16 protein-coding genes are annotated in these 15,843 nt (G+C 64.6%); 10 read left to right on the top strand and 6 right to left on the bottom strand.

Annotated features, from left to right (window positions below; all coding sequences use genetic code 11):
- Window position 1 precedes the first annotated feature (1 nt).
- Complete coding sequence (locus BLU17_RS15900; protein WP_091998074.1) at window positions 2-2,362, bottom strand: bifunctional salicylyl-CoA 5-hydroxylase/oxidoreductase; 2,361 nt, start codon at window positions 2,360-2,362, stop codon at window positions 2-4.
- A 176-nt stretch (window positions 2,363-2,538) separates the two neighbouring features.
- Here BLU17_RS15900 and BLU17_RS32415 point away from each other — a divergent pair, with 176 nt between their 5' ends.
- Both BLU17_RS32415 and BLU17_RS15895 read left to right on the top strand, forming a co-directional pair.
- On the top strand, window positions 2,539-2,925 hold the full coding sequence (locus BLU17_RS32415) for a hypothetical protein (protein WP_143189265.1): 387 nt from the start codon (window positions 2,539-2,541) through the stop codon (window positions 2,923-2,925).
- The gene (locus tag BLU17_RS15895; RefSeq protein ID WP_091998072.1) at window positions 2,925-4,013 is read left to right on the top strand and encodes an OpgC domain-containing protein; all 1,089 of its coding nucleotides are present in this window, start codon (window positions 2,925-2,927) and stop codon (window positions 4,011-4,013) included. Before BLU17_RS32415 ends, BLU17_RS15895 begins: the two co-directional genes overlap by 1 nt.
- 184 nt (window positions 4,014-4,197) lie before the next feature.
- On the opposite strand, the gene BLU17_RS15890 is transcribed toward BLU17_RS15895, so the two are convergent.
- Complete coding sequence (locus BLU17_RS15890) at window positions 4,198-4,974, bottom strand: SDR family oxidoreductase (RefSeq protein ID WP_091998070.1); 777 nt, start codon at window positions 4,972-4,974, stop codon at window positions 4,198-4,200.
- A 209-nt stretch (window positions 4,975-5,183) separates the two neighbouring features.
- On the opposite strand from BLU17_RS15890, the gene BLU17_RS15885 reads away from it, so the two are divergent.
- The gene (locus BLU17_RS15885; protein WP_091998068.1) at window positions 5,184-6,083 is read left to right on the top strand and encodes a ProQ/FINO family protein; all 900 of its coding nucleotides are present in this window, start codon (window positions 5,184-5,186) and stop codon (window positions 6,081-6,083) included.
- A 187-nt stretch (window positions 6,084-6,270) separates the two neighbouring features.
- Here BLU17_RS15885 and BLU17_RS15880 read toward each other — a convergent pair whose 3' ends face one another.
- The 3 genes from BLU17_RS15880 to BLU17_RS15870 form a co-directional block, all read right to left on the bottom strand.
- Complete coding sequence (locus BLU17_RS15880) at window positions 6,271-6,978, bottom strand: transglycosylase SLT domain-containing protein (RefSeq protein ID WP_091998066.1); 708 nt, start codon at window positions 6,976-6,978, stop codon at window positions 6,271-6,273.
- Window positions 6,979-7,095: 117 nt separating this feature from the next.
- A complete protein-coding gene (locus BLU17_RS15875; RefSeq protein WP_091998064.1) occupies window positions 7,096-7,992 on the bottom strand; it encodes a fructose bisphosphate aldolase in 897 nt (298 codons plus the stop codon).
- Between the two features lie 245 nt (window positions 7,993-8,237).
- Window positions 8,238-9,575 carry an aminotransferase-like domain-containing protein gene (locus tag BLU17_RS15870; RefSeq protein ID WP_245746882.1) on the bottom strand — a complete coding sequence of 446 codons (1,338 nt, stop codon included), beginning with the start codon at window positions 9,573-9,575 and terminating at the stop codon, window positions 8,238-8,240.
- Between the two features lie 241 nt (window positions 9,576-9,816).
- Between BLU17_RS15870 and cyoA the strand changes: the two genes are divergently transcribed.
- The 6 genes from cyoA to BLU17_RS15840 all read left to right on the top strand — a co-directional run bounded on the left by cyoA (window position 9,817) and on the right by BLU17_RS15840 (window position 15,116).
- On the top strand, window positions 9,817-10,824 hold the full coding sequence (gene cyoA, locus BLU17_RS15865) for a ubiquinol oxidase subunit II (RefSeq protein WP_091998060.1): 1,008 nt from the start codon (window positions 9,817-9,819) through the stop codon (window positions 10,822-10,824).
- A gap of 7 nt (window positions 10,825-10,831) precedes the next feature.
- Complete coding sequence (gene cyoB / locus BLU17_RS15860; protein ID WP_091998058.1) at window positions 10,832-12,841, top strand: cytochrome o ubiquinol oxidase subunit I; 2,010 nt, start codon at window positions 10,832-10,834, stop codon at window positions 12,839-12,841.
- A gap of 3 nt (window positions 12,842-12,844) precedes the next feature.
- Window positions 12,845-13,456, top strand: a complete 612-nt coding sequence (cyoC, locus tag BLU17_RS15855) for a cytochrome o ubiquinol oxidase subunit III (RefSeq protein WP_091998056.1) — start codon at window positions 12,845-12,847, stop codon at window positions 13,454-13,456.
- Entirely contained in the window at window positions 13,453-13,827 is a 375-nt protein-coding gene (cyoD, locus tag BLU17_RS15850) for a cytochrome o ubiquinol oxidase subunit IV (protein ID WP_091998053.1), read from the top strand. The genes cyoC and cyoD overlap by 4 nt, the downstream gene beginning before the upstream one ends.
- Before the next feature lie 130 nt (window positions 13,828-13,957).
- A complete protein-coding gene (locus BLU17_RS15845) occupies window positions 13,958-14,146 on the top strand; it encodes a CsbD family protein (RefSeq protein WP_091998051.1) in 189 nt (62 codons plus the stop codon).
- Between the two features lie 352 nt (window positions 14,147-14,498).
- Complete coding sequence (locus BLU17_RS15840; RefSeq protein ID WP_091998048.1) at window positions 14,499-15,116, top strand: histidine phosphatase family protein; 618 nt, start codon at window positions 14,499-14,501, stop codon at window positions 15,114-15,116.
- Window positions 15,117-15,223: 107 nt separating this feature from the next.
- Here BLU17_RS15840 and BLU17_RS15835 read toward each other — a convergent pair whose 3' ends face one another.
- Complete coding sequence (locus tag BLU17_RS15835) at window positions 15,224-15,478, bottom strand: hypothetical protein (RefSeq protein WP_176929112.1); 255 nt, start codon at window positions 15,476-15,478, stop codon at window positions 15,224-15,226.
- A 117-nt stretch (window positions 15,479-15,595) separates the two neighbouring features.
- On the opposite strand from BLU17_RS15835, the gene BLU17_RS15830 reads away from it, so the two are divergent.
- Complete coding sequence (locus tag BLU17_RS15830) at window positions 15,596-15,805, top strand: MarC family protein (protein ID WP_091998046.1); 210 nt, start codon at window positions 15,596-15,598, stop codon at window positions 15,803-15,805.
- The last annotated feature ends 38 nt before the right edge of the window (window positions 15,806-15,843 follow it).

Here is a 15,843-nt window from a genome sequence, read left to right as displayed (position 1 = left end):
CTCATACGGTTCCTTCGGTTCGTCGTGCGCGTTCGAGCGGTGAGAGACCGGCCGCCGCAGCAGCGGCTGCGCGTTCGCGCTCAATGTTGCGCTCGAGTTGCGTCTTGGCCGCCGCGTACTGATTTGGCCACTTGATGCCCAGATAGCCGATGCGCGCGGCTTCGGTGAGCGTCCACGATGGATTGGCCAGGTGCGGCCGCGCCACGGCGCACAGGTCGGCGCGCCCGGCCGCGATGATGCCGTTTACGTGGTCGGCTTCGGAAATGGCGCCCACGGCGATCGTTGCGATACTCGCCTCGTTACGGATGCGATCGGCGAACGGCGTCTGGAACATGCGACCGTAGACGGGCTTTTCTTCCTTGCTGACCTGCCCAGACGAAACGTCGATCATGTCCGCGCCTGCCGCTTTGAAGGCGCGCGCGATTTCGACGGCGTCGTCGGGCGTATTGCCGCCTTCCACCCAGTCGTGCGCCGAGATACGCACCGAAATGGGTTTGCTCTGCGGCCACACGGCCCGAATCGCCTTGAAAACTTCAAGCGGATAGCGCAGGCGATTTTCGAGCGAGCCGCCGTATTCGTCGGTGCGCTGATTCGTTAGCGGAGAAAGGAAGCTCGATAACAGATAGCCGTGCGCGCAGTGCAATTCGAGCCAATCGAAGCCGGCCTCGTCCGCCATTTTCGTGGCGCGTACGAATTGCGCCTCGATTTCCCGCAGTTCTTCGCCGCTCGCTTCGCGCGACCATTGGCTCACACCGCTCAGATATTGCTGTGGCGAAGCGGAAACGAGCGGCCAGTTGCCGTCGTCGAGTGGCTGATCGATGCCTTCCCATGCCACGCGCGTCGAGCCCTTCGCCCCAGCGTGACCGAGTTGCATGCCGATCTTCGCGTCCGAGTTCGTGTGCACGAAGTCGACAATGCGCCGCCACGCCGCCAGATGCTCGGGCGCATACATGCCGGGGCAAGCGGGCGTGATGCGCGCTTCTGGCGAAACACAGGTCATTTCGGTCAACACGAGCGCGGCGCCGCCCATGGCGCGCGCGCCGAGGTGCATGAGATGGTAGTCGCCGGCCACGCCGTTTTGCGCGGAGTACTGCGCCATCGGCGAAACGACCACGCGGTTCTTGAGCGTGACGCCGCGCACCGTGTATGGCGTGAACATGGGCGGCACGGCGCGCGTATCGCCGCTCGCGCGCTGCGCGAGCCACGATTCGAAGTGCGAAAGATAATTTGCGTCACGCTCGCGCAAATTTTCGTGCGAAATGCGTTGCGAGCGTGTGAGCAGCGAATAGGCGAACTGCTCCGGCTCGAAGCGCGCGTAACGGTCCACGTGCTCGAACCACTCCGTGGAATTGCGCGCGGCGTTCTGAATGCGCAGTACGTCGACGCTGCGTACGTTCGTGTAATGCTTGAGCGCTCCCCGCAGATCGCCGGGATGCGCGTCCATGCTGTTGGCGAGCTCGATGGCGTCCTCGAGCGCGAGCTTGGTACCCGAGCCGATCGAGAAGTGCGCCGTATGCGCGGCATCGCCCATCAGCACGACGGGAACCTGCTTGCCGTCGGCCGAAACTTTCCAGTGCACCCACTCGCGATTGACCACGCGCGGGAAGCGGATCCATTGCGACGAGCCGCGCAGATGCGCCGCGTTCGAGCGCAGCGCGTGCCCGTCGAGATAGCGCGCGAACAGCTTTTCGCAGAAAGCGATGCTTTCCTCCTTGCTCATGGCGTCGAGGCCGGCTGCGCGCCAGACGTGATCGGGCGTTTCGACGATGAACGTCGAGGTGTTCTCGTCGAAGCGATAGGCGTGCGCCTGGAACCATCCCCATTCGGTTTCTTCGAACGCGAACGTGAATGCGTCGAAGCGCTTCGAGGTGCCGAGCCACACGAAGCGGCAATCGCGCAAATCGATGTCGGGCTGATAGGTCGCGGCGTACTTCTGCCGCGTGGCGCTGTTGAGCCCGTCGCTCGCGATGATGAGGTCGGCGTGGGTCACGTCGTCGTCGGTGATCTGCGATTCGAACACGAGTTTCACGCCGAGCGCTTCGCAGCGCGCCTGCAGGATATTGAGGAGACGCTTGCGGCCAATACCGCAGAAGCCGTGCCCCGAGGAGCGGATCGAACGCCCGCGGAAGTGGATCTCGATGTCGTCCCAATGATTGAACGCGTCGAGGATGTCGTCCGCGCTTTCGGGGTCCGTCGCACGCAGGTTGCCCAGCGTCTGGTCCGAGAAGACCACGCCCCAACCGAAGGTGTCGTAAGGACGGTTCCGTTCGATCACGGTCACTTCGTAGTCGGGGTGACGGCGCTTCATCAAGAGGCCGAAATAAAGGCCGGCCGGCCCGCCACCAATGCAAACAATGCGCATGCTCGCTCCTTCGTTCAGTCCGCAAGGACAATGTAGGCCGATTTACTTTAGATGTCAAGTAAATGACTGGCAGGGGCGGGATGACCCTGGGAAGGGCCGCGAAACTTTGCAAATTTTCCGGAACCCTCGACTCGGTTCGGCGTCCACTCGCCATGACGCGAGCAAAGGGAATACGCATGCTTTCGCGCGCCTTTCCAGTCGGCGTGATCGTCGGAATCTCGCTATGGGCGCGCGCAGGGGATGCGGCACCACAAATGGGCGCACGCCATGCCGGGGTGCATGGCGCGCACCGTATGCGAGTGGGCGGCGTCAATGAAGGGGGCCGCGTCGGCGAAATGCTTACCGTGGGTTACGCAATCACTTTTCGGCTCATGTTGGCATTAAAGTCGCATAAGGAAACGGCGCTCCGGCGCACCCTTTTACGAAACCCTTTCACGCGGAAAGCGCGCAGTCGAAATTCGATCAGGTTTCCTTACAAAAGGATCGGCGACGCCGGCATCTGTGTCGATTGGCGGCTGCGTATCCCTTCAATTGGAGTCTTCGACACGAACGGGAGTCGTTGATGAATCAGACCGCGAAGCGATCGATCGAAATCGATTTTTTCCGGGGTTTCGCATTGATTTCCATTGCGCTCGATCACATTCCGTCGAGCGTGCTTTCGCATGCGATGCTGCATAACTTCGCCTTCTGCGATTCCGCGGAAATTTTCGTGTTCGTGAGCGGCTATGTGTGCGCGGCCAGCTGGCTGGCGATTGCCGAACGCAAGGGGGAGGGAGCGGCCAACCGGCGCTTCTGGCGCCGCGGGCGCGAAATCTATGCGGCATATCTCTGCACGGCTGCGCTCATGCTGCTTTCGGGCGCTGCGGCGGTGATGCTGCGCGTCGATTCACCGCTGGTGGGGGAGTCGGGCTTTCTGCGCTTCGCCGCGCATCCGCTTGCGATGCTGGCCAATATCGCCGTCTTTCGCGATCAGCCTTATCTCGCGGGCGTGCTGCCGATGTACATCGCGCTCGTGGTCGCGTTGCCGTTCGTGATGCCGTTAGCGCGCCGCTCGCCCGATCTCGTGCTCGTCGGCAGCTTCGTGTTGTGGTTCGCCGGCTGCTGGCTCGCGGGTTATCTGCCGACCGCGCCGGGCGCCATTTGGCCCTTCAACCCGTTCGCCTGGCAGGCCATGTTCATGCTGGGTCTGTTGTGCCGTCTTTATCCTGTGTCGCGCCCATTTCATATCTCGTGGACGGGGCGCGTACTGACCGCGTTCGCGCTGGTGCTCGTTGCGGTATTCGCGTTCATCGAGTTGTTCGCCGATCTCGACCCGCAGCCCGGCTACATGAAACAGAACCTCGCGAGCGTGCGCATCGTGAATTTCGCCGCCGTAGCCTGGCTCGCGGCGCAAGCGGTGCGCAAGGGCTGGATAGCGTGGCTTGCACGACGGTTGCCGGCCATCGTCAACGTGGGGCAGCAGGGGCTCGTATGCTTCGTGGGTGGTGCGGTGGCGTCGAACGCCATCGACACGCTGTTACGCGCAACACATGTAGCCGATTCGATGCCCGCGAGGCTCGCGGGCGACGTGCTGGCGATCAGCGCGCTGCTCATGCTCGCCGGCGGTGCGCGGCGGCTGAAGTCGGCGCGACTGCGCGTCGCGCTTACATGAAGCGCGACGGCGAAACTTCAAAGGTGAGTGTTTGCGGGAGAGAACGCCGGGCGGATTGCTGCGAGCTGCCGAATTTGCGGCAAAACCCCAGGTTTCCCGGAAGGGGCGCGGGCGGAAACGCTGCCTGGGGTGAGGGTTTGCGGGAGCCGTATGGCCTGGCCATGAACGTCGATCCGAAACGCGCTCAGGCCTTCGCGAGTTCGCGCACGTCGGCCGTGGGCGTCGAGCCGAATGCGTCGCTTAGCGCATAGTCGATCAATTGCTGCGCAGTGGCTTCCGGCGTGGAGAGCAGACCGTTCTGCTTCAGTTGCTCGAAGCGTTCTCGCATCGGAAAGCGATCGGCGCGCGTCCCGCGAATCGTCTCCTGCATGCCCGTATCGACGACGCCCGGCGCGAGGCTGCAAATGCTCACGCCAGCAGGCGCATCGAGTGCGACGGCGCGCGCGTGGTGGTCGAGGGCGGCCTTGGTCGCGCAGTACACGCTCCAGCCCGGATAGGCGTTGCGTGCCGCGCCGCTCGAAATATGCACAATGCGTCGCGAAGCATTCGCGCCTGGCGCGGGCGCAGCGGCGAGCGCGTTCGCGAGCATTAACGGCGCCGCCACGTTGAGCGTCACGGCGCGCGCGATTGCCCCTGCGTCCTGCGCCCCGAGCGGCGCGATGGGCTCGACGGTGCCCGCGTTGTTGAAGAGCACCACGCATTGCGCGCCGGCCGCGAAAGCGCTCAACGCGTCGCCGGCCAGCCAGCGTTCGAGCGCGGCGGGATCGGCGAGATCCACGATTGCCTGTGTGAACCGCGCCGCGTGACGCGACGCCAGTTCTTCGTGCGCGCCTCGTCCGAGGCCGAGCACGTCGATGTCCCGCTGCAGCAGCAACCGCGCGAGCGCCGCGCCCAGCCCGCGCGTATGGCCGGTGACGATGGCGCGGGTGGCGGAACGGGGGGCGGATGTCGAAATCGTCATGGTGTCGTGAGGGAAAAAGGGAGGGTGCCTTGCGCGCGCAAGATGTTGACCCATGAAAATCGGCGGATTTTTGCAGCGCGTTTCGCGTGTTCGCCGCATGGCGCGCCGCGCGAGGCGCAATCGAAACCGGCCGTATCACGTGATTCGCCGGTTAGGTCGGCCGCGATTCGGTATCATAGCGTCCGGTCCCATATGGAAGAGAGCTGGACGTGAAAGCCGCATCGCAACAACGCCGTACCCTGAGCTTCAAGGAAGGTCTTCTGGAAATCAAGAAGAGCATGGGGAAGGGCTCGGGCCAGCCGCCCGAAGAACAGACGCAAAAGTCGCAGGGCAAGCCCGCAAACAAGGGGGCGAAGGGCCATGGCGGCCAGCAAGCCCAGAACGGTCCGCGTGCCCCGAGAGAAGGGGCGGCTGGCGCCGGCGAAGCGCGCTCGCGCCAGGGCCGGCCGCATGGCGCCCGTGCGCAGCAGCAAGGGCAACCAGCGGAGCAGGGGCAACGCGCGCAGCAGCAACGTCGGCCGCAACAGGCCAAGCCGGCTCGCGGGCAGGAGGCGGCCGAACGGTCCCAGCAGCAGCGCCGTCGCCCGGTCCGGCCCCAGCAGCCGCCTTCGGCTAACCTGAGCGAGGCCGAAAAGGCGCGCATCGAACGAAACCGGCAACTCAACACGGTCTGGAACGTGTTCGCGAAGCACTATCCGGCATTTCGCGACCGTTTACCCCTCAAGATCGGCGTGGCGGAGGATCTCGTCGCGCGCCATCCCGAATATGAGCGCACGATGATCGTCGCCGTGCTCAAGCGCCACGTGAATCATCCGCGCTATCACGAGCGGGTCGCCGCGGGCGGCTCGCGCTACGAACTCGACGGCGCCGCATCGGAAGGCCCGGGCATCGATCCGTCGCACATCGGCCGCGCGAATGCAGCGCTTGCGCGTCAGAAGGCGAAGGCCGAGGCGCAGGCGAAGGCGCGCGAAGAGGGCGAGGCCAAGCCGGAAGCAAAGGCCGAAGTAGCGGCACAGTCCACGCAGGCGCAGCCCGTTGCGACAGAAGCCGCGGCGGAAGCCTCGGCGCAGCATACGGAAAACGGCGAGACGCCCGCAGCCGGCGCTTGAGCGGGATCGCGCCGCCAGGAATACTGCGCAGAAGACGCCTCCTGTCTGGCGATCCGTCCCGTAGTCGGGCGACACGATTTGCGCGCCGCGCGTTTTCGCCCTCGCGCTGCGGTGGCGCGTACAGCACGAAACGTCTCTGGCGCGCGCTCTCGTCCATTCGCCGATCGAGCATCGGCGAACAACGCGTCTAGCGTGCCCTGCCCGAAGCGGCCTCTTGCACCGCGGCCTGCGCGGATGTCGCCGATGCCGTTGAGGGCGCAACGGCCGGTGCAGACGCCGCGGCCGAAGTCACCGCTGCGGCGAAGACCGAAGCTGCAAGACCCAAGGTTGCGGGCGCATCGCTTGCGGCAGGGGCGCTCGCGTCGTCAAGCACCCGGCTGAATTCGACGGCGCGCATGCGGATCTTTTCCGCATACGCCTTCGAGCCGCCATAGTTCTTCATCGCGGCGTTGAGGTCGCCGCCCGCGTCGCGCTGGTAGCCGTAGAGGATCGACGAGCCGATGTCGATGTTGACATCGGGATCGGTGAGATCCTTGTTATGGAGGAGATTGCGGTGCGCCGACGGCACGACCTGCATGAGTCCGGTCGCGCCATTGGCGCCGTGTGCCCTTTCGCGAAAGCGCGACTCGATCGAAATGATGGCGAGCAGCACGGCGGGGGGCAGCGAGTACTTTTTGGCAGCGCCAGTAACGGCTTGCGAGATTTGCGTGGCCTTTTCTTTCGCCACGCCGAACTTTTGCGTGAGGTATCGCGAAACCGCGCTCGAATGCGCCGCGGAAACGCCGCTCGCAACCGGTGCGCTGGCGACCTCGCTAACGGGTGCCTGCTGCGCCTGCGCGGCCGCGGTTTGCACGAGGCCCGGCAACAGGGCAAGCAGGCAGAGTAACTGCCTCATGGCCGGTGCATAGGGAAAAAGGGAAGGCGCAAGTATAACCGGCCTCGCCAGGCGAGGCCGGTTGCGTGTCATCCCGTGTTCATATCCTGGCTGACGCCAGCGCAGACGCCAGCGGCGTCAGACCTTGTGCACCGAGGCCTTCCAGATTTCGTCGATGCTCGCGGCGAGCGTGGCATCGAACTCGGCGTCGCTCATCGATTTCGTGAGGTCGTTGATGAGCGCGCGCGAAAAGCTTGCAATCATCCGATGGTTTCTGGCTAGACGCTCGCATGCGTCGCTGCGCGAATAGCCGCCGGAGAGCGCCACCACACGCACCACGCGCGGATGCTCGATGAGCGGCAGATAGAAGTCCGGCGTATCGGGAATCGTCAGCTTGATCATCACGTCGTGCGAGGCAGGCAGGGCGTCGAGGCCCTTGAGCAGTTCGTCGCGCAGCAGCGCCTCGGCCTTGGCCTTGTCCGGCGCCTTGATCGAGACTTCCGGCTCGAGAATCGGCACGAGTCCGTGCGCGGCGATCTGCGAACCGAACGCGAACTGCTGCGCCGCGATCGAAGCAATGCCCGAAGGCGAGGCATGCTCGATCACCGAGCGCATCTTGGTGCCGAAAATGCCGGCCTTCACCGCGCGTTCGAGCAAGGCGTCGAGGGCGGGAATCGGCTTCATGAGGCGCACGCCGTCGGCCTCGGCTTCCAGGCCCTTGTCGACCTTGAGGAAAGGCACAACGCCGCGGTCGTTCCAGAGGAAAGCGGGCACGGGCTTGCCTTGCGCCTGGCCGTCCATGGTGGCTTCGAAGAGGATCGCGCCGATCACTTTCTCGCCCGTGAACGCCGGCGCGCTGATGATGCGCACGCGCATTTCGTGGATCAGCCGGAACATTTCGGCGTCGCCGCTATACGCGCTATCGGGGATGCCGTACTGGCGCAGCGCGCCCGGCGTCGAACCGCCGCTCTGGTCCAGCGCGGCGATAAAGCCCGGTTTGTCGCGCATCTGCGCAAGCATTTGCTCGTTTGCCATCGTCGTTTCTCCCGCGTTGGGGCGCCCTTGCGGGCGCGGTTACTCGAATCCGGTCGTCAACTGCTCCGATGAGTGTACTTGCGCCGCCGCGCGACGGCGTCGCCGCTGTGTGGGGACGGCCGCGCTGCGGGCGAAAGAATGGAGGCGGTAAGCCGTAGCAATCGCGATGCCCGGACAGGCAAAACATGTGGGAAGCCGTCGGCGGGGGGCGGGCGCGCAGCAATCCATGCGCGCCCCCGGGGCCGTCATACGATCACTTGCGCCGGCGCGCTCCGGTCGTTGGCCAGCAGTGCGGAGAGCTTGCGCAGCGCCGCCTGCAGTTGTTCGCGGCCGCCCGTCGCGCCCAATGAAATGCGGATCGCGTTCGCGGTTTCGGGGCCTTGCTGGAACGCCGTGGAAGGCGCCACGGCCAGCCCTTCGGTGCTCGCGGCGGCGGCCAGTTCACGTGCTTGCCAGTAACGCGGCAGCGCATACCAGAGGTGAATGCCCGCGCCCGCGGACGAACCCAGCATATGCGCCGCGATGCGCTGGCGTTCGCGCGCCTCGGCCTTCACACCCAAGAAAATCTGCTCGGCCACGCCTTCCTCGATCCAGTGAGTCGCGAGCGCGTTGGTGAGCGGCGCGGCCATCAGCGAGAACGTGCGCAGCGCCGCCAGCAGGCGCGCACGCGCTGGCGCATCGGGCAGCGCCAGATAGGCCGTGCGCAGGCCGGGCGAAAGCGTCTTGGAAAGCGTCGCCAGATAGCAGACCTGGGCGGGCGCGAGGCGCGCGAGCGGCGGGGGCGCATCGGGGGCGAAGCGCCAGTACGGATCGTCCTCGACGATGCGCGCGCCGCAGCGCTCGGCCACGCTCAGGATTTCGACGCGGCGCGCCTCGGGCATCGTGGCCGTGGTCGGATTCTGCAGCGTGGGATTCAGATAGATGAGCCGCGCCTCGTGCTCGCGGCAGGCTGCTTCGAGTGCGTCGGGACGCATGCCTTGGGCGTCGACGGCGACGGGTTCGATGCGCCGGCCCAGTTGCGCCGCCGCATGCGGCAAGCCCGGATAGAGCAGCGGCTCGGCCAGAATGGCGTCGCCCGGCCGCGTAAACGCGACGATGAGCGCGGCAAGCGCCGCTTGCGCGCCGGGGCACACGAGCATCCGCTCGGTCGCGACGTGTCCGAGCATGGGTTGCAGCCATTTCGCGCCGGCCTCCCAGTCGGCGCGGCCGCCGCCGCCCATGTGATAGGTCATGAGCAGCTCGGCGTCGCTGCGCAGCAGGACGCGGGACATGCCTTCGCGCAGGAGCGCGTCCATTTCGAGACCCACGGGCGGTGGCGGAATGTTCATGCTGAGGTCCACGCGCTGCAGCAACTCGGCGCGCGGCGCGGCGATGAAGGTGCCGAGCGGTCCGCGCGCCTCGATCAGCCCGCGCCGTCTGGCTTCGTTGAAGCCGCGCGTCACGGTGGTGAGATCGACCGCGAGCAGGGCGGCGAGACTGCGTTGTGCGGGCACGCGGTCGCCGGGGCTCAGCACGCCTTCCGCTACCGCGCCTTCGATGAAATCGGCAAGCCGCAGGTAGCGCGGGCCGTTGCCTGTCTGCATCGCAGTGGACCAGACATTGATCCCAGTGCTGCTTTCGGAAATTTGATCGTGTGTCATCGTGTCGCAGATGTATGCGTCATGTCTTACTCTAGCATGCGTGCATGAAGCGCGTAAATCCATACATGTAGGCTATGTATGGCTTCTGCAGCGGCCTTGCAGTGAACATAGAGGGCCGTTTGTACGACAGCAGAGTGAGCACGTATGGATGGGTTTGCGCGAACAGTCAACCTCGGAACCAAACATGCGCAAACCAGACCCTCGCTCAGGGCGGGCCGCCACAGCCGGCCCGCCAGACTCGTCCTCGCCAACCTCGTCCCTCACCACTTTGCTGCGTCGCGCGGCGCTTGCCGCCGCGGCCGGCCCGCTCGTCCTGCTCGGCGGCTGCAACATGGCGCTGCTCGCGCCGAAAGGCGACATCGGCGTGCAGGAGAAGAACCTCATCCTGATCTCGCTCGGCCTGATGCTGCTCGTCGTGATCCCCGTCATCATGCTCACGCTGTGGTTCGCGTGGCGCTATCGGGCCTCGAACACCCGCGCGACTTATGCGCCGCGCTGGTCGCATTCCACGGCCATCGAAGTGGTGGTGTGGTCGATTCCCTGTGTGATCGTGCTCACGCTCGGCGTGCTGATCTGGCGCACCACGCACTCGCTCGACCCGTACCGTCCGCTCGAGTCGCAAACGAAGCCGGTTCGGGTGGACGTGGTCGCGCTCAACTGGAAGTGGCTCTTCATCTACCCCGACTACGGCGTCGCCTCCGTGAACCAGCTCGCGATTCCCGTGGATACGCCCGTTGAGTTCAAGCTGACCGCCGAGTCGCTGATGAACTCGTTCTTCATCCCGCAACTGGGCAGCCAGGTCTACGCGATGCCGGCCATGCAGACGAAGCTGCATCTGATCGCGAACGAGCCCGGCGTCTACGCCGGACGTTCGGCGGCCTTCAGCGGCCCCGGCTTCTCCGACATGCACTTCGAGACGCTCGCCACGAGCCGCGCTGACTTCGACGCGTGGATCGCGCAAGCCAAGGCCTCGCCGACGATGCTGAGCCGCGCGGCCTACGAACAGCTTGCGCGGCCGGGCGAGAAGGCGCCCGTGACGCGCTATTCGAATGTCGCACCGGGCCTCTTCGACGGCGTGGTCGGCAAGTACATGCGCGACGTGCACGGCAACCCGATTTGCGGCACGGTCCCCGGCGCGGGCAGCACCCCGGCGCTCACGCTCAACCGTAGCGCCATCCTGGCAGCGGAGTAATCACAACATGTTCGGAAAACTCACGCTCGATGCCGTTCCCTGGCACGAGCCGATCATCATGGGCACGGGCGCCGTCGTGGCGCTCGGCGGCCTCGCCTTGCTCGCCGCGATCACGATCGCGGGCAAGTGGGGCTACTTGTGGCGCGAGTGGATCACGTCCGTCGATCACAAGCGCATCGGCGTCATGTACATCATTCTCGCGATCGTCATGCTGCTGCGCGGTTTCGCCGACGCGATCATGATGCGCGTGCAACAAGCCCTGGCACATGGCGACGCGGCGGGCTATCTGCCGCCGCATCACTACGATCAGATCTTCACGGCGCACGGCGTCATCATGATCTTCTTCGTGGCCACGCCGCTCATTCTCGGCTTGATGAACGTGGTCGTGCCGCTGCAGATCGGCGCGCGCGACGTCGCCTATCCGTTCGTCAACTCGTTGAGCTTCTGGCTTTCCGTAGTGGGCGCGGTGCTCGTGATGGTCTCGATGTTCGTGGGCGATTTCGCGGCCACGGGCTGGGTGGCGTATCCGCCGCTTTCGGAGCTTGGCTACAGTCCGACAGTTGGTATGGATTACTACATATGGTCATTGCAGCTCTCGGGGCTCGGCACCACGCTCTCGGGCATCAACTTTATCGTGACGATCCTGCGCATGCGCGCGCCGGGCATGGACATGATGAAGATGCCGGTGTTCGTGTGGACGGCGTTCATCACCAACATCCTGATCGTCGCGGTGTTTCCTGTGCTCACCGGCACGCTCGCGCTGCTCACGATGGACCGCTACCTCGACATGCACTTCTTCACGAACGAGCTGGGCGGCAACGCGATGATGTACATCAACCTGATCTGGGTCTGGGGCCATCCGGAGGTGTACATCCTGATCCTGCCCGCATTCGGTGCGTACTCCGAAATCATCGCCACGTTCTCGGGCAAGCCGTTGTTCGGCTACAAGTCGATGGTCTATGCCACGTCGTCGATCGGCATTCTCTCGTTCTTCGTGTGGCTGCATCACTTCTTCACGATGGGTTCGGGCGCGAACGTCAATGCGTTCTTCGGCATCATGACCACGGTCATCTCGATCCCGACCGGCGTGAAGCTCTTCAACTGGCTCTTCACGATGTATCGCGGACGCATCCGCTATCACAGCGCGACGCTCTGGACCATCGGCTTCATGGTCACGTTCGCCGTCGGCGGCATGACCGGCGTGCTGCTGGCCGTGCCGGGCGCGGACTTCGTGCTGCACAACTCGCTCTTCCTCGTCGCGCACTTCCACAACGTAATCATCGGCGGCGTGGTGTTCGGCTGCCTCGCTGGCGTGAGCTTCTGGTTCCCGAAGGTGTTTGGATTCACGCTCAACGAGTTCTGGGGCAAGGTGTCGTTCTGGTGCTGGCTGATCGGTTACTGGCTCGCGTTCACGCCGCTCTACATCCTCGGCTTCGAAGGCATGACGCGCCGCATGAATCACTATGATGTAGCCGAGTGGCATCCGTGGCTCGTCGTGGCGCTCGTGGGCGCGGTGTTCGTTGGGCTCGGCATTCTCGCGCTGATCGTGCAGATCGTGGTGAGCGTGCGCGACCGCGAAGCCAACCGCGACCTGACCGGCGACCCGTGGGACGGCCGCAGCCTCGAATGGTCGACGTCGTCGCCCGCGCCGTTCTACAACTTCGCGGTGCTGCCCGAAATCACTTCGATGGAGCAGCACTGGGACAACAAGGAAGCCGGCCGCGCCTATGTGCAGCCGCGCCAGTACGAGGACATTCACATGCCGCGCAACACGGGCGCGGGTTTCATCATCGCGGCGTTCAGCCTGCTGTTCGGCTTTGCGATCGTGTGGCACATGTGGCTGTTCGCAGCCGTCGGTCTGATCGGCATGATCGCGACGTTCATCGTGCGCAGCTACGACCAGGATGTCGATTACTGGGTCCCGGCCGCCGAAGTCAAGCGTATCGAGGACGCGCGTTTCAGGCAGCTCGGCATCAAGCGCTTCGAACAACCCGAGCAAATCGAGGAGATGGCTTAAACCATGGCTCACGCTGCTATTACTCACGCCCATGGTCATGGTCATGGTCACGGCCACGACGACAGCACCAAGACCACGTTAGGCTTCTGGATCTACCTGATGAGCGACTGCCTCATCTTCGCGACGCTCTTCGCCACCTTCGGCGTGCTCGCGAATGCGACGGCAGGCGGTCCAGGCGCGAAAGATCTGTTCGAGCTGCCCTACGTGCTCGGCGAAACGCTGCTGCTGCTCGCGAGCAGCGTCACGTTCGGCATGGCCATGCTGAACCTCCACGCGGAGCGCCGTTCTCAGGTGATCGTGTGGCTTGCCGTCACGTTCCTGTTCGGCGCGGGCTTCGTCGCGATGGAGGTCAACGAATTCGCCAAGCTGATCGCCGATGGAGCGGGGCCCGGCACCAGCGCGTACCTTTCGGCGTACTTCACGCTGGTCGGTACGCACGGCCTGCACGTCACGACGGGTTTGCTGTGGATCGCGATCATGATGCATCAGAGCTTCAAGTTCGGCCTGACCGGCACCGTTCGCCGCCGTCTTGCGTGTCTGAGCCTTTTTTGGCACTTTCTCGATCTCGTGTGGATCTGTGTGTTTACGTTCGTTTATCTGCGAGGTTTCCTGTGAGCCAATCCCATGCCACTCATCAGGCCGGCCACGACGCGTCGCACGGCAGCTTCAAAGGCTACATGGTCGGGACCGTGCTTTCGCTCGTGCTCACGCTTGCGTCGTTCGGCGTGGTCATGTTCCGCGTCGTTTCGCCGGGCGTCGGGCTCGCGGCCATCGTCGTGCTTTGTATTGCGCAGCTCGTCGTGCAGCTCTTCTATTTCCTGCACATCGGCGCTTCGCGCAGTGAGCGCACCAACACGGGCATCTTCGTCTGCACGGCGTTCCTGATCGCGGTGATCGTCGGGCTGTCGCTCTGGGTCATCCACAACGCCAACGTCAACATGATGCCGACGCAAATATCGATCGATCGTGCGATGGCACACGATTGACCGAGGTGTTGCGTCCCTGAAAGCGCGCGCTGGCCGGGACCCGGCCACGCGCCCGCCATTCGCCTCGGGCACGGTGCATGCGCAATACGAAGCGTCGCGACACACCGTCGCTTTTACGTGGAGTGTGACCATGAACAAGGACCAGGTGAAGGGCACGGCTGAAAAGATGAAGGGCAAGGCAAACGAGGCCTTGGGGCGCGCAACCCACAACCCGGCGCGCGAAATGAAAGGCGACCTCCAGCAGGAAGCCGGACAGACCCGCAAGGACGTCGGCGACATGAAGGAGGCCGTGAAGGACTCGACGAAGCGTCATCACTAATCTGCGATGGCTAACCCGCGGCGGCGCTGCCTCGCAAGAGGTCGCGCCGCCGTGCTGTCTGCGATTGGAAGAATCGCCGCGAGGCGCCGAAGGCTGGCCCGCCATTTCGGTCCGGCGCCGCGCAACGCTTGCCGTGGGCCGTCATCCCGGATTTTTTTCACGAATCGCTCGCATATCGTTACGGAGTACACATCGAAGGATGGCGGTACGGCATTTCTGCTGGGCCGCTTTCGTCACGCCTTCATGTTTTCCGTGCGCAATATGGGCGAGCGATGCGGCGAAGCGCCATCAAAACAGGTATGCTGCAGGCATCCCGCGTGCCCCCGCGCGGGGATCGAATGCGGAGCTCACGATGTCTGCCATCCCTGCCGACAGGTCCGCCGGCTTGCGCGAAGTCTGGTTGATCCGCCACGGAGAAACGGAATGGAGCCGCTCGGGGCAGCACACCGGCCGCACTGACATCGCGCTCACGGAGCACGGGCGCGAGCAGGCGCGCTCGCTAGCCCCCTCGCTTGCCGCGCAGCGCTTCGACGCGGTGCTCTGCAGTCCGATGTCGCGCGCCATCGAAACTTGCCAGCTCGCGGGTCTCGGCGACCAGATGACGATTTCGGCCGACCTGCACGAGTGGGACTATGGGATCTACGAGGGCCGCACCACGGCCGATATCCGCAGGGCCGAGCCTGGCTGGAGCGTTTGGCATTCGCGCATCGCGCATGGCGAGGACCTCGATCGGATCCAGGCGCGCGCCGCGGCCGTTGTCGAAAACCTCCTGGTCATGCGGGGTCGCGTGGCGCTGTTTTCACATGCGCATTTCCTGCGCGCAGTGGGCGGCTGCTGGGTTTCCGGCTCGGCGGCGCTTGGCGAGCATCTGTATCTCGACACGGCGTCGGTGAGCGTGCTCGGCTTCGACCACGAAAGCCGCGCCATTCGCCGCTGGAATGCACTCGGGGAGCGCCGGGCGCTGATGTGACCGGGGGAAGGCGCGCACTTACCGTAGCGAACAAGACAGCCAATGCGCAAAGCGCGCGCCGTCGAGCCGCGAACCTTCGGGCGTGGCGCTGCCCAGCATGGCGACGATCAGGGCCGCCGGCCGTGCACCATCACGCGCATGGCCATGTGGTGGCCGGATTCGTTGATGAAGGCGGTCTTCTGCACGTTGGTGCGCGCCGGCCCGTAACGCACCAGGCGGTTGCTGTTCACAGGCTGCAGTTGGCCCATGCCCTTGGGCACGCGTTCCTGATGATCGATCGAATAGCGGCCCTTCGACTTATTGAACGGGCGGCGAACGGCTTCCTGTACTCCGGGATGCCCCGGGAGAACAGGGATGCTCAATCAACTTTCCGACACCTTCCTGCTCGTTTTCGCCGGACTGTTTCCCATCATCATTCCGCCGGCAGCGGGCTTTATCGTCCTCGGTGTCCTGCATCACGCGACGTCGAGAGAACGCGCATGTCCTGCGCGGACCATCGCGATCACAACCTGGCCATCCTGCCCGGCTCGCTGCTGATGGGTGCTTACGTGCCCTCGTTCCCTGGCATATCGATACCGGCGTTGCGCGTTGCGGGCGGTCTCGTGATCGCGTTTGCCGGCTGGAACCTGCTTCAGAAGCCGTCGGACGACGTCATTGGGTGCGAGCGGGTATCGTTTGCAGCGACGTGATGTTTCCGGTACCTGACGCGCCGCGCAAGATCGTCGGC

The sequence above is a fragment of the Paraburkholderia lycopersici genome (assembly GCF_900096975.1).
GTDB lineage: Bacteria > Pseudomonadota > Gammaproteobacteria > Burkholderiales > Burkholderiaceae > Paraburkholderia > Paraburkholderia lycopersici.
This window is presented reverse-complemented; position numbering and strand designations above follow the sequence as displayed.

What these genes read in the sequence shown, in the direction of transcription:
- BLU17_RS15895 (WP_091998072.1), top strand. Translation starts at nt 2,925, where the DNA reads ATGAATCAGACCGCGAAGCGATCGATCGAAATCGATTTTTTCCGGGGT.
- BLU17_RS15830 (WP_091998046.1), top strand. Translation starts at nt 15,596, where the DNA reads ATGTCCTGCGCGGACCATCGCGATCACAACCTGGCCATCCTGCCCGGC.
- cyoA (WP_091998060.1), top strand. Translation starts at nt 9,817, where the DNA reads ATGCGCAAACCAGACCCTCGCTCAGGGCGGGCCGCCACAGCCGGCCCG.
- BLU17_RS15845 (WP_091998051.1), top strand. Translation starts at nt 13,958, where the DNA reads ATGAACAAGGACCAGGTGAAGGGCACGGCTGAAAAGATGAAGGGCAAG.
- BLU17_RS15875 (WP_091998064.1), bottom strand. Translation starts at nt 7,992, where the DNA reads ATGGCAAACGAGCAAATGCTTGCGCAGATGCGCGACAAACCGGGCTTT.
- cyoC (WP_091998056.1), top strand. Translation starts at nt 12,845, where the DNA reads ATGGCTCACGCTGCTATTACTCACGCCCATGGTCATGGTCATGGTCAC.
- cyoB (WP_091998058.1), top strand. Translation starts at nt 10,832, where the DNA reads ATGTTCGGAAAACTCACGCTCGATGCCGTTCCCTGGCACGAGCCGATC.
- BLU17_RS15840 (WP_091998048.1), top strand. Translation starts at nt 14,499, where the DNA reads ATGTCTGCCATCCCTGCCGACAGGTCCGCCGGCTTGCGCGAAGTCTGG.
- BLU17_RS32415 (WP_143189265.1), top strand. Translation starts at nt 2,539, where the DNA reads ATGCTTTCGCGCGCCTTTCCAGTCGGCGTGATCGTCGGAATCTCGCTA.
- BLU17_RS15870 (WP_245746882.1), bottom strand. Translation starts at nt 9,575, where the DNA reads ATGCAGACAGGCAACGGCCCGCGCTACCTGCGGCTTGCCGATTTCATC.
- BLU17_RS15900 (WP_091998074.1), bottom strand. Translation starts at nt 2,362, where the DNA reads ATGCGCATTGTTTGCATTGGTGGCGGGCCGGCCGGCCTTTATTTCGGC.
- BLU17_RS15880 (WP_091998066.1), bottom strand. Translation starts at nt 6,978, where the DNA reads ATGAGGCAGTTACTCTGCCTGCTTGCCCTGTTGCCGGGCCTCGTGCAA.
- BLU17_RS15890 (WP_091998070.1), bottom strand. Translation starts at nt 4,974, where the DNA reads ATGACGATTTCGACATCCGCCCCCCGTTCCGCCACCCGCGCCATCGTC.